This window comes from Anaerobiospirillum sp. NML120448, assembly GCF_023050945.1.
Lineage (GTDB): Bacteria > Pseudomonadota > Gammaproteobacteria > Enterobacterales > Succinivibrionaceae > Anaerobiospirillum.
The window spans coordinates 68,668-84,435 of record NZ_JALKIM010000011.1; the positions used below are offsets into that span (position 1 = coordinate 68,668).

11 protein-coding genes are annotated in these 15,768 nt (G+C 41.4%); all 11 read left to right on the forward strand.

Annotation, left to right across the window (positions count from 1 at the left end; translation table 11 throughout):
- Nucleotides 1-432: 432 nt before the first annotated feature.
- Nucleotides 433-1,416 (forward strand): P-type conjugative transfer ATPase TrbB, encoded by a 984-nt coding sequence (gene trbB / locus MXE38_RS03550; RefSeq protein ID WP_246911511.1) that lies wholly within the window; start codon nucleotides 433-435, stop codon nucleotides 1,414-1,416.
- A gap of 356 nt (nucleotides 1,417-1,772) precedes the next feature.
- Nucleotides 1,773-2,147, forward strand: a complete 375-nt coding sequence (locus MXE38_RS03555; RefSeq protein ID WP_246911514.1) for a TrbC/VirB2 family protein — start codon at nucleotides 1,773-1,775, stop codon at nucleotides 2,145-2,147.
- A gap of 416 nt (nucleotides 2,148-2,563) precedes the next feature.
- Nucleotides 2,564-2,857: a conjugal transfer protein TrbD gene (gene trbD / locus MXE38_RS03560; RefSeq protein ID WP_246911517.1), complete on the forward strand. Its 294-nt coding sequence runs from the start codon at nucleotides 2,564-2,566 to the stop codon at nucleotides 2,855-2,857.
- 27 nt (nucleotides 2,858-2,884) lie between these two features.
- Complete coding sequence (locus MXE38_RS03565; protein WP_246911520.1) at nucleotides 2,885-5,650, forward strand: hypothetical protein; 2,766 nt, start codon at nucleotides 2,885-2,887, stop codon at nucleotides 5,648-5,650.
- Nucleotides 5,651-5,670: 20 nt separating this feature from the next.
- A complete protein-coding gene (locus tag MXE38_RS03570; RefSeq protein WP_246911522.1) occupies nucleotides 5,671-7,599 on the forward strand; it encodes a type IV secretion system protein in 1,929 nt (642 codons plus the stop codon).
- A 28-nt stretch (nucleotides 7,600-7,627) separates the two neighbouring features.
- Nucleotides 7,628-9,334, forward strand: a complete 1,707-nt coding sequence (gene trbG, locus MXE38_RS03575) for a P-type conjugative transfer protein TrbG (RefSeq protein ID WP_246911533.1) — start codon at nucleotides 7,628-7,630, stop codon at nucleotides 9,332-9,334.
- Between the two features lie 535 nt (nucleotides 9,335-9,869).
- Nucleotides 9,870-11,345, forward strand: coding sequence for a hypothetical protein (locus tag MXE38_RS03580; RefSeq protein ID WP_246911535.1), 1,476 nt, complete (start codon nucleotides 9,870-9,872; stop codon nucleotides 11,343-11,345).
- Between the two features lie 12 nt (nucleotides 11,346-11,357).
- Nucleotides 11,358-12,722, forward strand: a complete 1,365-nt coding sequence (locus tag MXE38_RS03585) for a TrbI/VirB10 family protein (RefSeq protein ID WP_246911537.1) — start codon at nucleotides 11,358-11,360, stop codon at nucleotides 12,720-12,722.
- Between the two features lie 477 nt (nucleotides 12,723-13,199).
- Nucleotides 13,200-14,003, forward strand: coding sequence for a hypothetical protein (locus MXE38_RS03590; RefSeq protein ID WP_246911539.1), 804 nt, complete (start codon nucleotides 13,200-13,202; stop codon nucleotides 14,001-14,003).
- A 33-nt stretch (nucleotides 14,004-14,036) separates the two neighbouring features.
- Nucleotides 14,037-14,996, forward strand: coding sequence for a type IV secretion system protein (locus MXE38_RS03595; protein WP_246911541.1), 960 nt, complete (start codon nucleotides 14,037-14,039; stop codon nucleotides 14,994-14,996).
- Nucleotides 14,997-15,440: 444 nt separating this feature from the next.
- Nucleotides 15,441-15,629 (forward strand): hypothetical protein, encoded by a 189-nt coding sequence (locus MXE38_RS03600; RefSeq protein ID WP_246911545.1) that lies wholly within the window; start codon nucleotides 15,441-15,443, stop codon nucleotides 15,627-15,629.
- The last annotated feature ends 139 nt before the right edge of the window (nucleotides 15,630-15,768 follow it).

Genomic DNA, 15,768 nt, shown 5'->3' on the forward strand with positions numbered 1-15,768 from the left:
TTGATAGCACGTGGAGTTGCTATGCTTGATAGCTTGTTTTTTTGGGTGGTAAGGGATTTGTTTTTACTGGTTTGTTGCTAACTGTGCATATATTCGTAATGGTGTTGAGGGGCTGGTTATTGGTTTTGGGTGAATTTTTTTGGGAAAGTGTTAGCAAAAAGGGCTTATACATGCGGTTTTGTTGAGATCAGGGGCTTATAATTTTTTTGTAGCTATGGATGGTGGTGGTGATTTTGGCTTATATAAGCCATTGGCGTGCTATTTTGTGGCTTTGTTTGTGTTGGTTTGACGCTTGAAAGGGTGATCTAGTTAACAAAAATTTACTTGGTTTTTAGAGAGTTTTTTAAGGCCAGTGCTATATTTTTGGCCACGGCAAGAGCCTATCTAAGCCGTTTCTTGCTAATTGCTGAATTGTTTTTTGGAGCTTATGTTATGAGCGACCATATTATCTCTAACAACCAAAATCACATGTTTGACTCAGCTTATGATGAGCTGGGGTATAACAATCTCATGCGCAATTTTGGGCCACAAATTTGTCAAGCGCTAAGAGCACCTCATGTAAATGAGATTATGCTCAATTGCGATGGCTCTTTGTTTGTAGAAGATAACACTGGCCGTATGAGCTCTTTAGGCACGCTCTCTAGCGCTCAAGGCAAGTCGATTATTCGTACTGCCGCTTCATTAAAGGGTATTGAAATTGATGCTAATAGTCCCATTGTTTCTTTAGAAATTCCTTTTGATGGTTCCCGCTTTGAGGGCTTATTGCCTCCATTAGTACGTAACCCTATTTTCTCCATTCGCCGTCATAATTGTTTAAAACTAACCTTAGCTGACTTAAGTAGTCGTGGCACTATCAGTGCTAAGCAAGTTTTAGTATTACAACAAGCCATCTGCGATCATAAATCTATCTTAGTCTCAGGAGCTACTGGTTCTGGTAAGACTACATTAATAAATGCCCTCATCAATGAAATTGAAACTCATTGTCCTAATGAGCGCATTATTACTATTGAAGATACTCCAGAGCTTAGTGTTAGCGCCCCTAATCATAGCTGTCTCTATACCAATGACTATACTGATATGTCACGCTTAGTACGCAGCGCTTTACGATTAAGACCAGATAGAATTATTGTCGGAGAGGTACGTGGAGTGGAGGCTTTAGATTTGGTAGATGCCTTATCTACTGGTCATAATGGTGGTTTATGTACCATTCATGCTGGCTCTCCTACTCAAGCCTTAGAGCGCCTTAACTTATTGATTTCAAGAAATAAATCAGCACCTAACAACATTAATTCTCTTGTGGCGCAAGCTATAGAAGTCATAGTGCAAATTAAGCGTCAACCCCATCGCCATATTAGCGATATTGTTCAGTTGACTGGCTTAGATGGCACCTCCTATCAAGTGCACGCCTTGAATTAGCTAACTGAATTTACAAGCCTGAACTTATTAGCCTTAACAACTTTAGCCTTAACTTTAATTTTAGCCATGGCTTTTGCCATAGCTTTGGTTTGGCCTTGACTTGACATTTTCCTTGTACTTTAAAGCCTAGCAGGCAATTGATTAGTTAGCTGGTATTTAAACTTTTTTTGTTTGTATTTGGAACTTAAAACTAGATTTTAAGGGCCTAGGGATGCTTTTGCCTTGAAAACATCAATTTGTTGGTTAGTGCATCAGCTTATATGGCTGAGCACCGTGGTTCCGCCTTGAAATGGCTGCTTATGTAGTTAATTTCATGGACTGTCTGTTACGTAACTTATTAAATCCGAGTAATTGCTATGTTTTACTTAAACAATATCAAGCGCTTTATAGCAGTACCTTATATTTCTGCAAAGTCACTTCTTTTGTTAGGACTGCTTACTACTTTACTTGTACTTAACAACCATGCCTGGGCCTCAACCTCAGGAGTCTCTTCGGTTTTACCTTATGAGGCCTGGCTATTCATGTTTCAAAAATCTCTAACAGGCCCTGTTGCCTTTTCTGTAGCACTAATTGGTATTGTCATTAGTGGTGCCACCTTAATCTTAATGGGTGGTGAAATATCGACTTTTGTTCGCACCATTATCTACATCATTATGGTTATGACCCTACTTATTGGTGCTAACTCTTTAATGACCAACTTCTTTAACGGAGCCTCTATTGGTCTTAGTTAAGAGCTCTGCTCACTAACAACAATCTTAGCTAAATGCAGCGCTTCCCAGCTCACATATTCACTAACAACATTAACAAAAAGCTGCCTGGTGCCAGCAGCCAACTGGCAGGTGCCAACTGGCACAGACAAAGGGCAGCAGACCAATCATAGCCTAGCATTGCTATCTTGCCTGGTATGGTCAGCCCTGGAGCTTAGATCTTAGAGCTTGGGCTGTGAGTTTGGGACTTAAAGATTGCTTTGCCATGTAAGCCTGTAAGTTTAGGTAGAACGAGCAGGCTTTCCAAGACGCAAGGCACTTACTGACATGTTAGCTAATTAATACTTCCAACTTAACTTTGGTATTTGGTGGGTGCATCTTGATAGGCTTAAAGGTGCACCTTTTTACAGTGATTCAATTGTAATTGGGCAGAGGCGGCAGTGAGTAACCATCGTATTTATCACTCTTTAGGTAATAACAATCAAATGTTTGGTTGTGATAGAGAGTTGTTTTTAATCAACATTCTAACTTGTGGCACTTTTGCTTTTTTAGCCATGGATTTAGTTATCACTATTAGCATGGTGGTAATTGGCTTTTTCAATTTTGCTTTGCTCGTACATATGGGCAAAAAAGACATGCTGCTACATCACATTTATATCAGGCAGTTGCGCTATCACATGTATTACCAAGCACAAAGTTCCTGGCATTGCAGCTCTTTTAAAGTTTATCGCTAACTAAGTTAAAAAATTTAAGGATAAATCATGTTAACTCTTTGTTTTCAGGCCTCTTTAATTGCCTGCGCCTGGTGTCTATTACTGGGATTGTTAGTGATGAGACGCTCTAAGATTATTACCAGCAAAGCAAACACTAGAGCCTCAGTAAGTGATCTCTTGGACTATGCTGTTCTTGAGGATGATGTGGTTATTCTCAAGTCTGGAGCAATATTACGCTGCTATGAATTAGAAGTGCCAGATATGTCGAATATGACTGATACTCAAATTGAGCACTTGTATAAGCTTAATCAAAAAGCCCTATTAAAGCTGTGTAACAATTTTTGCCTACAAATAGACGTAATACGCAATAAGGATCATGGTTATTTGCCTAATTTAGAGCATGACCATGAGGTACTGTGCGATATCGAACAGAAGAGAGCAGAGCTTTTTATGAAAGAAGGCTCATTGCATACTCGTATTATTATGTCCATTACCTATCTTCCTGAGGGTAGCCATAGCCGCAAAATTGATAAATTAGTCTTACAAGACTTTAACAACGCTAACCAATACGAAGCGGTTAAAAACCTCATTAACGAGTTTAAAGGTGTATGCCAAAGCGTAATCGACACTTTAGAGTTGACTATGCAAGTACGCCCTTTAGGTAAAGAGCAGCTAGACGAAGCTTTTATTAAAGCTAAGGCCCAAGGCCTGGCCCAGAGCCAGAGCCATGGCTCTGGCATGGGCTGTGGCCATGGCAATGGCAATGGCAATGGCGGTAGAGCTCGAGTAAGGCATGGGGTGGTAAACAATGAGTTACTGTCCTTTATTAACCAATGTGTCTGCGCTAAGGAGCAAAAGATTGCTCACCCTGGAGCACATGTTTTCTTAGATAGCGTTCTTAGCAATTACGATATTATCAACGGCGATACTCCTAAGGTTGATAACAAACTACTCTCCATTATTGCTATTGAGGGATTACCTTCTTATAGCCATGAGGGCATGTTAAATGCTCTGGGAACTTTGCCTTTTTGCTATCGCTACAACACCCGTTTCATCTACTTTGACCAGCTAAAGAGTAGAAATTTACTAAGCAAATACCGTCGCTTCTGGGCTCAAAAGTCCAAGGGCTTTATGGCTCAGCTCTTTAATTTAGAAAATGCCCGTGTTAACCAAAATGCCTTAGATCAAATGCATGATATTGATGAGGCAACCAGAGCTTTGGATAACAATGAAGTGGTTTTTGGCTCTTATAGTGCCTGCCTTATCTTGGCTGATGAGAGCTACGAGCGCTTAATTAATAAAACAAAATTAGCTATTAAGGCTATTGAAAGCACCAGTTTATGCGCCCGTGTTGAAACTTTAAATGCCTTTGATGCTTATTTGGGAACACTTCCTGGCCATTTCTTTGAAAACTTACGCCGTCCTATTGTTTCTCAAGATGTGCTCTTAGACATGATTCCTCTATCTTTACCTGTTAAAGGTGAGCGCTATTGCCCGAACAATATGTATGGCCCTGAGCGCTCCCCATTAATGCAGGTTAGAACTACAGGTCAGAGCTGCTATTACCTTAATTTGCATGATAGTGACCTTGGCAACACCTTAGTTATCGGCCCTACAGGAGCAGGTAAGTCAGTATTCTTAGGTAGTCTGATTTTAAACTTATCCCGTTATCGTGATATGAGACTATTTGTTTTTGATAAAGGCTGCTCTTTTTATGCCCTGACTAAAGCCTTAAATGGACAGCATATTACCTTTAATAACTCTCAAGCCATGCTCTGCCCTTTATACAAGTTAGAGAGCGAACTAGATTGCGATTATGCTTTATCGTTCTTAGAGCTGCTCTTAGAGCTCAATGACTACCATATTAACCCTAGTGAAAAGAATGAGCTGATTGAGTGTCTTCATATTCTCAAAGGCAAAGAACCAAGTGAGCGCAGCTTAAGTGAATTACATTTAACTTTAGCTTCTCGCCCTTTAAAAGAAGCTCTTGCTCCTTACACCAAGGTTAATGCTCAACATTGCATTTTAGATGGCTCTCGTAATTTAGCTATAGGACATGGCCTATGTACTTTTGAGTGTGCTGATATTTTCAAATCCTCAAGTGCATTTTCTCTACCTGTTTTAAAACAAGTATTCCACTTACTACAAGAGCAATTTGATGGCCACCCAGGAGCCATTATTTTAGATGAGGCCTGGCTCATGCTCCAAGATGAGCATTTTGCCAGTGAGCTAATTAAGTGGTTTAAGACCTTACGTAAATACAATGTGATGGTCATTTTGGCTACTCAATCCTTAAGCGACCTACAAAGCTCACCTCATTTTCTCAACCTTTTAGAGTGTGCCAAGACTAGAGTTTACTTAGCTAACTATGATGCTAATACCCAAGCCTTGCATGACACCTATGAATTAATGGGTTTGAGTGATAGCGAAATTACCAAGATAGCCAATGGAGTACCTAAAAAGGACTATTACTTTGTTAAAGGCGATCAACGCATCATGTTTAATCTTTTGATGTCTAAAGAAGAGCTTAACTTATTAAGCTTTGCAGGCGATCACCAAGTAGCACTTATTGACGAGCTATACCGTCGTTTTGGCCCTAACTTCTATCACTACTATAAGCAGTTTGGAGCCAAGGCCCTAGCCTCTTATGATCTCAACAGCCTCATTAATAAGCTCAACGCCTATGAACAAGAGCAGCACCTCAAGGCAATGCCTGCGCAAGTGCCAGCTCAAGAGCAAAAGCAAGAGCAGAAGCCGACACTTGATCATAAACAAAAGCAAAGAGCTAACTCAGATATTGCCTACAGCGCTTAATTCTACTAAAGGTCAAGCCTATGTTAACTAAGCCAAACCAGAGCAAGGCTAGTACTTGCTTTGATGAAGTGCCATTAATAAGTATTGATTACTTTAAATATGATTACCAAGATTGCACTTTATCCTTAACAGCTACCTTTAACCAAGCTACACAAGACCAGGCCCAAGCCCATGACCAGCCAGAGCAACAACAGCAGCCACAGTCTCAGGCTCAGCAACTGCAACAACAGCAGCTGCCACAGCTACAGCAAGAGCTGCCGCTACGGCAACAGCAGCTACCAAAGCTAAAGCTACGGCAACAGCCGCTGCAAAAGCAGCTGCTGCTGCCAAAACAACCAGCAGAGTCAGAGCAGCACGAGCAGCACGCCTCTGTTCAGGCTCAAGATATTGTCAGAGCTAAGGATATGGCCTTGGCCAAGGCCAGGGCCAGGGCCCAAGTACCTGATTCAGCTCAGGCTCTGGCCCAGGCTATAGCTCAGGTTCAAAAGGTAACTAAGCAGCATAACGCTAAAAGAACTACCAAGGGTGCTGCCAGAGGTTTAAAGAATCTTACCTTACAAGATTTAGCTGAGGGTAAAAAGGCTCCCCTAGCACTGCCATCAACTCGTCATGCTCAAGTGGTACTGCCTATAGGACGGCACTTAGAGCGGCTACAAAAGCTTGATGTGGCTAATGAGCCTCTTGCCATGCAAACTTTTAAGGCCACTTACCAACAGGATACAGAAGATCTAGGGCGACACTTATTTAAATCATTAGGGACTGAGGCTACTTTTGTCTCTTCTCAAAACTTAGGGCCTGCTCCTGCGTGCGATGTCATTATTACTGATGCCTATGCTAAGGCCAAAGCCCAAGAGCAATTGGATTTATTGGGCCAATACCTAAAGGTAGGCGCTCATGACACTGCCACAGCCCAGCACTTTACAACTATCAAGGACAAGATACAGGCTAAAAGCCAGCACTATAACGAGCTTAATATCAAGCTCAAGCTTGATAGCCGTAGTAAGCAACAGCTCAGTATTTATCTTGATAGCCCTAATACAGAACCAAACTACAGCCTAGATCCCGCCTTGGATCTATGGTGTAAGAAATTTCTTTTTACTATTAACTACAAGGATGTCTATATGAAGTGCTTAAACTCCTCACATCATCATGGCTCTTACCAGGGCCAAGACTTAGATCTCATGGAAAGCTCAGATCAAGGCTATAGCCAAGCTAAGAGCCAGGGCCGCACCCCCAATCATAGTAAGGGCAAAAAAGAGCGTGAGCTTAATAGCAGCAACTCTAACCATATACCTTTTGCTCTTAACAGCACTCAAAAGCGCAATATTGAGCTAAGTGCCTTTAAAGGCTCTATTAGCAATACTGCCATACTCTTTATTTCTTTAGGCTTTGCTTTTCTCTCTTTGGCAGCTTTTATCTCCCGCTCTATGGATACTACTGTAGTTCCTTATGTGGTAACTGTTGATACCCATGGTGTAGTGAGAGCCCAAGGCACTATTGATGAAAAGACCGACTATATGAAGAGTGTACCAGAGCAGGTGATTAGCTCCCAGCTATGCAACTTTATTAGCGATATGCGTATGGTTACTCCTGACAAGAATATGCAAAAGAAAGCACTAAGCCATGTTTTCTCTTGTCTCAAGCGTGATTCTAAAGTCTTTAACCAACTACAAAGCACTTTTGAAAAGTCTAACCCTCTTGATCCTCAGGACAAACAAGAGGTGCAAGTTGAGATTGCCAATGTTATTCCTTTAGACCATTACACCTATCAAATTGATTGGTTAGAAAAGCGCACCAATAGTGATGATCTCTACAGCCACAATCAAAAGATGCGCGCTTTGGTATCTTATGAAATCACTGCTGGCTACTACCAAGATCCTAATTTATTGATGCTCAACCCACTAAATCTTTTTATTAAAGAATTAGTGGTCACCCCAATTATTGCCTAAAGCTCACAGATAGGAGAAGCGGCTAACTATGTTTAATCAAAATGCCCAGCATCAGTGCCAATCTAAGACTAAATCCAAGGCCAAGGCTAAAGCCAAATCTAAATCTCGAGCTAAAGCCCTAGCTGTAGCCTATGTACAAGCTCAACAACAAGCCAACACTAAGGCTATAGTTAAAGTAAAAGGCCATACCCAAGGCCAAGGCCATAACAGCATGGCCCATAGCCCTAATAGCAGATTAAATTATGGCAAAGACTCCACCGTCCTTACTAATCCTCCTGCTAGCGCCTGTCCTCACAGTGACTACAGCCTAGCAAGCACTATTGCTCTCAACAGTCTTAACGCCAGCACTAGCACCAGTGCTAGTGCCAGTGCGATTACCTGCGCACTTAGCAGCGCACCAGCAAGTGCTGGTACCTACGCAAGTGCCAGTAGTTGCGCAAGATCCAGTGCTATTAGCAAAGACAGCGATAGCGATAGCTCCCACTGTTGCGCAGCTAAGGAGGCTACCGATCCTATAGTGCTAAATGAGCCCTTTAAGCAGAACAGCTCTTTTTTACGCTATCTAATGGAGTTGTTAGAAGACGATAAAGGCTCTTTATGCCTTACTCAATCTTTAGACCACCATGGAGTGGATAAGACAGAGGCTTATCACAAAGCCCTGTTTAATAGCACTATTGAGCCAAGCCTTGAGCAAGGCCTTGAGCCATGTCTTGCGCACAGCCTTGAGAAAGCTACTGCTACTTATCAACTTGATTACCAGTTTTCAGGTGACACTATGACCAATGTAAATGCCCACCCTTTTAAACACTACTTACTATTTGCGCTTAGCATACTAACTTGCATTTTTGTTATGTTCCAAAGCATTAGAGCAGCTATGGCTGATGATGCCCTGGATGATCTTATTGCCGTTAGTGGCAGTAATTACCAGCTTAGCGCTGAGGATAAAAAAGTATTGGATGCCTTAAGCAAGGCTAATAGTCATAAAGGCGCTAAAGGTAAAGTAAGCCGAGCACAAGTTAGTGATGCTACCAGTGTACGCTTTGTTTATGGCGCTTCTCGACCTAATTTAGTGTGCTCTTTACTCCATGTTTGTGATATTGCCTTAGAGCCTAATGAAACTGTGGTCGATTTAAAGGTAGGAGATAGCACCCGCTGGATTATTGAGCGCACTGCTAGTGGCTCTGCCCAAGGCATGATAGAACATATCATAGTAAAGCCTACTGATATTGGCTTGCAATCAAACTTGCGTATTTACACTGATAAGCGCACCTATTACCTTGATTTAAGCTCTAGTGATAAGGAGTTTATGCCTCAAATTTCCTTTATCTATCCAGAGCAGGCTTTACAAAACTTTGCTCAGATTAAATCTGACCTCATGAATAAATTAAAAACACGCACTATCGCTACTAATAGCGATCAAGATCCCGTGCTAATTGATAACTTGGACTTTAGCTATCGCTATAGTGGTGATGAGAGCTTGTATCCTATCCGTACCTTTAATGATGGCAAGAAAACTTACCTGCAAATGCCACCCAAGCTTATGAATAGTACTTTACCTGCTCTAGTAGTAGTTAATGGCACTCACTTATTTAGTGAAGACGATATAGCAGTCACTAACTATCGCATCAAAGACAACAAATTTATTATTGATGGTCTTCCAGAACACATTCGCCTGATGTCAGGAAATCAAGATAATGGCGTAGCCAAGAGTGCTGACATTATCCACCAATCATAATTTCCAAGGCTTTACTTTACGTTATCGACCTATCACTCCTAAATCACTTAAAAGAACATGCTTGGTAGCTGCTAACCAGCCTTAGCTCAGCTTTGCTTAGCTTAGCTTAGCTTAGCTCAGCACAGCACAGCACAGCTCTGATTTACTTAGCTTAGCTTTGCTCTGCGCAACACCACCCCAATAGCAAGCTCCACTTATAGCCATGCTTTAGCTTTGGTATTAGGCCTAGCCTCGCTTATTGAGGAGAGGACAGCTACGCCCAAAATTTAAGCTTCTAAGCAACGGTTAAGCTACTGTTAGGCCACGGTTAAACAGCAGCGCCCCATGCCTATTAGGCTTTACTAGCCTGATGACTGGGCGTTAGCAGCGCTGCGCTCGCTTAACGCTGCTACGGCTTAGTTTGCCAAGATTGATGATTGGTAGATAGGTTTGAGTAGAACATTGTTATTTAAAGCATAAGCAACTTTGCAAGCTTTTGCGCCCGCCCTACTAGCTTTAAAGGCTATTAGGCTCCTTTGCATAACAAGGCACGATTATGAAAACATTAGAACATTTTTCCCACCATCAAGAGCATATGTCTGCCAAGACTAGTTGCCTTAAAGCAACCGTTCTATCTTTGGCCGTCTCCAGCTCTTTACTGACAGGATGTCAGCTTAATACTGAGGCTCTTTCTAATTTAGTGGTTTTTGATAAAGAAGTGTCTCAGCAAGAAATCGCTGCTAAAAAGCAGGTGTTATACCATGCTTATGAGCAAATAGTACCTGTACTAAATAGCTACTACCCTATCAATAGCACCACTTATGGCCTGATTAAAGCTGAAAAAGCCAACACTTTAACTGCCCTTAGTCATGAGGTATTAGCCAATACCTTAACTGAGCAAGGTCTAGCTTTATGTCAAGTAGCAGAAAACTGCCCAAATCATACTGTTTATCTTGAAAACAAGGTTTTTAAAGAGCCATCCTTACATACCATGCTCGTAAGCCTCTCCACTCCTGATTTAAAGCTTACCAAGCTCTTTGACGAGCAGGGGCAGCCTGTCAGCACCATGGCTATCAACACTGTCTTAAGCCCTATCGCTCCCCCATCAACCTTAGCACGCCGCACCCAATCTACACGCATTACCCATGAGCCATCAGCTATCACTAAAACAGCCAGCTCTCAAAACAATGCCCCAACTCCCAATACCAAAGCCACCACTGTAGCTAAAACCAAGGCCAAGGCCAATAGCAAGGCCCAAGGCCAATCACTCGCTAAAACAGCCTCAGTGGCTAAAGCAGCCGTCCCAGTCTCAGCCGCAGCTGCAACACCAGCAGAAGCTTCTGCAACAGCCGCCGCAGCTCCTACCGCAGCAGCAAAGCAGTCACTCAAAATAGTCTCAGACACTGCCACTTCTCCAAGCAGCAAAGTTAGCTCTCTAAAGAAAGCTCCTGCTCTAACTGCTACTCATATGAGCTCCACCTCTAATATGGTGGCTAAACAACAAACTGATGCTAAAAACGTTATGAACTCTTTAGCATTAGAGCATTCAGCACCAATGCCAAGCCCTCTTAAGAGTAATAGTAATAGTATTGGCCTGACTAAAGATGCAACTGTAGCCTCACAATCATCAGCCATGCTATCTAACCATGCCCTTGCCAGTAACAGCAATAACCCTAAGGCAAGTTTAAGCGCCCGCACCAGCGCTAGCCCTAGCTTAAATACTAAGTCCATTAAGGATGATGTTCAGAGTCTCCCAGAGGGGCTTCATAGCAACAATCATGAGCTATTACAAAAGAGCAACAACCAGGAAAGGGCACACAATGAAACTGCCAGCTCAGAGCATAAAGCCAATCAAAGTAGACGGGTTTATAAATTTGATATCCCTAGTCAAGTAATGCAACGAACCTTAAGCACAGATCCTAAGAGTACTAATACCAGCACAGCTTTAGTACGCAAACATTCGGTATTTATCTTTGATCCTAATATGTCTTTAGCTCAAGTAAACAACGATTTAGAGTCACATCAGCCTTAAAAGGAGACTATCATGCAACAGCTTAATCAATATGTGCGTATTGGTCATGTTACCAAAGCACCTCTAGTCATACTATTACTAGGCATGTTAGCTATAGTGATTTTAGCCATCTATATTGCTAATACCCATGCTCAGGAGCATGATGGACTTGCTGATGGCTCTGATGACAGTACTTTAAAGCTTCCATCTCAGGCTAATATTGTTAGTTATTTAGAGAAGAAGGCTCAAGAAAACATAACTGCTATGGAAGATAGTGGCCGCAATAAATCTGATAAGTACTATCTTGATATGTATGACTCCCAATACAATGTTCAAGAGCCTAAAACTGAGGACTTGAGTGTAACAGCCCCAAATGCAGAACCAACCTGGGAGCCTCAAATCTTTACTCCCCCATCACCTAAAGAGCAGCTACAGGCAAATATTGCCACCGCTCGAGCACAAGCCCTATTACAAGCTCTAAGTGCCCAAGCATCAGTTGCTAATACCAATAACTCAAGCTTAAAACACCCATCTGCCGAGGGCCTTGATAGTAACAGTAGCAACAGCAACAGCAACAGCAACAGCAATTTTGCTAATAATAGCCTTGCTCAAAATTATGTTAATGATGCTGCCTCTAAGTTAGCCCAATTACAAAAAGTAAATGGTTATCAAGCCTACGCAGCAAACGGCAATGGCAATGGCCTTATTTCAGCAAACTCACGCATTGAGCCTCACCAAACTCTTAATGCCTATCAATCCTTAGTAAATCACGACACTACTATGGTAGGTAAAGTTGAAGAAGTGCTCTCTCCATATTTAGTACGCCAAGGCGCAGTGATCCCTTGTACTTTACTTACAGGCATCAACTCAGACTTACCTGGCTTAGTACAAGCTCAGGTTAGCCAAGATGTTTATGATTCCCCTAATGGTCGTCATATCTTAATTCCTAAGGGTAGCAAGGTAGTAGGTCAATATGCCTCTGCTCCTATGATGGGACAAGAGCGCTTAATGATGGCCTTTAATCGTGTCATTTTCCCTGATGGTAAGGCTATGGATTTAGGAGCTATGGTTGGCTCTGGTTTAGATGGCTATTCTGGCTTTAGCGCTGATGTCGACAATCATTTTATGAGAATGATAGGTAATGCCATTTTACTAGGCGGTGTTACTGCTGGTATCTCTCTGAGTGTTGATGATAAGCGAGATGATGACGGCGATTTAACTATTAATGGAGCACTTAGCCAAAGCCTAGGCCAAAGTATAGGACGTGTACTAACCAATGTTATTGAACGCAATATGAATATGGCTCCTACCCTAAAAGTAAAGCCAGGTTTTTCCTTTAACGTCACCTTGGTTAAGGACATTTACTTTTCACAACCCTATACGACCTCAAATCACTAACATATAACGCCCGCTCCCAGAGCCCTCGCCCTAGCCCATAAGGCAAAACACAGGGCCAGAGCCAGAGCTCAGGGCCAGTTCGCAAAGCACAGTGAAATAGGCAAAGGGCAAAGAGCCAAATAAATGACAAACTAACAACCGCTACCTGCAGCCCAAAAAGCTACAGCCTCCTTTCATGAGCCCATCACAGCTCATATCAACGCTAGCTCTATCAAGGTAACTTTAGCTAGCAAAGTGGAGGCAAGCTCTAGCAAAGACACTGTTTGTCCTTACTCAGGGCCACCATGCCTTAACAAGAAAGGAAAGAACAGGACAAAAACAAGTAAAGCCAAGATAGCTGCTTGCTTTTCTAAGCTTAGTTGACTGTAGCTTAGAGCCTAATTTGGCTTTACCTTGCCTTGCCTTTAGTTAGCAAAGCATGGCCCTTGGTATAGAGCTCTGCACAGGGATTGATGAGAAGAAATTTAGGATGTAATCATGATGTTTAATTGTAAATTTAGGCTAAGAGTATTCTTATTTAAGCTCGCCTTGGGTGTTTCTTTGTTTACACCCTTTAACTCTTATGCCAACTTACCTGTAATAGACGGTGCCTCCTTAGCAGAAAGCATTACTCAAAAGATTATTGCTATTGAGCAATGGGCTAGGGATAACATTAATCAAGCTAAACAAATTGAAGAGCTTTTTGAGGGCAACAACATCTTAACTGATACGCAAAAGCTTATGGATGAAAACTTTGCTATGCAATTTAAGCATAGCTGGTCTCAAGTATCAGACTTGCAAAATCAATCTCTTGCCTTGCTCTATGCCTCTAAAGCTGTATGGGAAGAGTTTGGTAATGCTCAGCACTACTATGCTTCCTTTCAAAAAGCACAAGCTTGGGAACATTGCCTACATGGTCGTCACTGTGATTTAGCTAAGACCATGAAAAATCTTGATGAGAGCTCTATTAGTCAATCGATGCAAGCTTATAAAAATGCCGAAGCTATGAATCGCAAACTTAGTGAGCAAATTACTGCGCTGCAAAGCCTAGTATCAGAGAGCCAAAACAATAAAAGTCAGGCAGGAACTTTAGATGCACTCTCGAAAATCAATGGAGCAGTAGCCTCTTCCATGATTGACCTTAATGGACAACTAGCTGTTATTACCAAGTTACAAAGCCATGCTCAGGCCAAACAAAGTAATGAGCAATTAGCTTTTGATAGTTATTTTAAAGAAATCACTTCTTACAAAAATACTCAAATAACTACTTTGCCTAACAAAATACCTAAAACTCAACAATAAGACTCAGGTTAGAAAGTTGAGGAGAAATATTCTATGTTGAATTTTTTGAGGCTCGATGGTGCTCTTGAGTACCAAGACAGCATTTATCAAACCTTAAGTGATGTTGGGGCTGTACTGAGAAGAGCCAAAATTAGCCAATTGTTTTTAGCAATTGCATTACTTACTTGGAGCTTTAATAGCTACGCTGCCAACGGTCAAGGATTTGAGATGAACTTAGCTCAAATTCTACGTGCTTTTGAGGCTGAAATACTGGCTATGAAGCGCTCTATTTACATCTTTTCTAAAAACTTAATCTTCTATCTGGGAGTTTTGGCTATTGCCTGTAGAGGTATTTATTTAATCTTACAGCAAGGAACACTTTTTACCTTTGCCGTTGAGTTTGTCAAACTTATCTTCTTATTCGGCTTAATACGATTCTTTTTACTCAATGGCTATGATTTTGCCACTGACATAATTAATTCTTTGCTGTCTTTATTCAATGGAAACTCTTTAGGCAATATGACTACTACTCAGACGCTTAACGAGTTCTTTGAGTTTGTTGCAGACTTTGCTCAAACCCTATCCCCTAACAATGCCATCTTTTTTGCTATCTTTATGGTGCTCATGTATGTCGCAATTTGCTTTTTATTTATTCTTTATATCGTTCGTTATCTATCAGTACTCTTTATCTTGGTGTTCGGTTCCATTTCCATAGTCTTTGCAGTGTTCAGACAAACACGTTTTATTGTGTTTAACTTCGTTAGTTTGGCTCTAGGCTGTGCCCTAAAGTTTGTAGCCTTATGCTTCATTATTCGTGTAGGTGAAAAAATCGTCAGCTCTTTGATTACCAGCATGCGCATGGATATCATTACTGGCCTAACTTTAAGTTTGCAAGACGCTGGTTTTGTCCTCCTAGTCCTCTTCTTAGTCTGCGCTGCCGCATTCTACCTGCCCATGCTACTCTCTAGGATCTGCATGCCAGTTCTAACAACTCCATCCCCAATCAGGATCTAACAGAAGCCCTCTACCCAAACAACCCAACCATTATCCTAAAGCTATGGCAATACCCTGCCATAGCTTTAATTTAGCCATGGCTTTAGCCTTAACCTTGGCTTTGGCTTTGGCTTTGGCTTTGGCTTTAGCTTTGCCACCTCCAATGTTTATCCCACTGAGCTCTGTCTAGCAAAACCAATTTGAGCAGACCTGCGGCAAAAACTAGTTAATAAAGTCAAAAATCTCTTTAATGCCTTCAAAGAATAAGTATTGCCTTAGCTACATAACTAAGTCTATTGCCTAAATTGAGCTTATATTGCCTTTTTGAAAGTTCACTGTGTATACCAAAACCAATTTGAGCAGCCCAGCGGCAAAACTAGTTAATAAAGTCCAAATTATCATTAAGAAATAAAAACAACAGTACTGCTTAACAGCTCATTACATTATAAAGAAAACATGATAAATATGGCATTTAGAGCTGTATCACATCATATCAATATCAGTTTTGGCACAGTCGTTGCTTTAACTCTTTTAACAAAAGACCCAGCAGGATCTTTATTTTTACTATCCTTTTCTACTGATGGATTGTTTGCAGTAGAACTAATTATAAAGAGAGATTATTACTATGGCTTTATATGTAAACACCAACGTTAGCTCCATTAATGCCATATAGACGGACAAAGTTACGAAACGTCCATGCTACGCCAACTTTTATTGATTAACTCAAAAAAAGTTGAGTAATGCAAACTACACTATTTTAATGCTATATAGCCTGCATAGTGATCTGCATCAC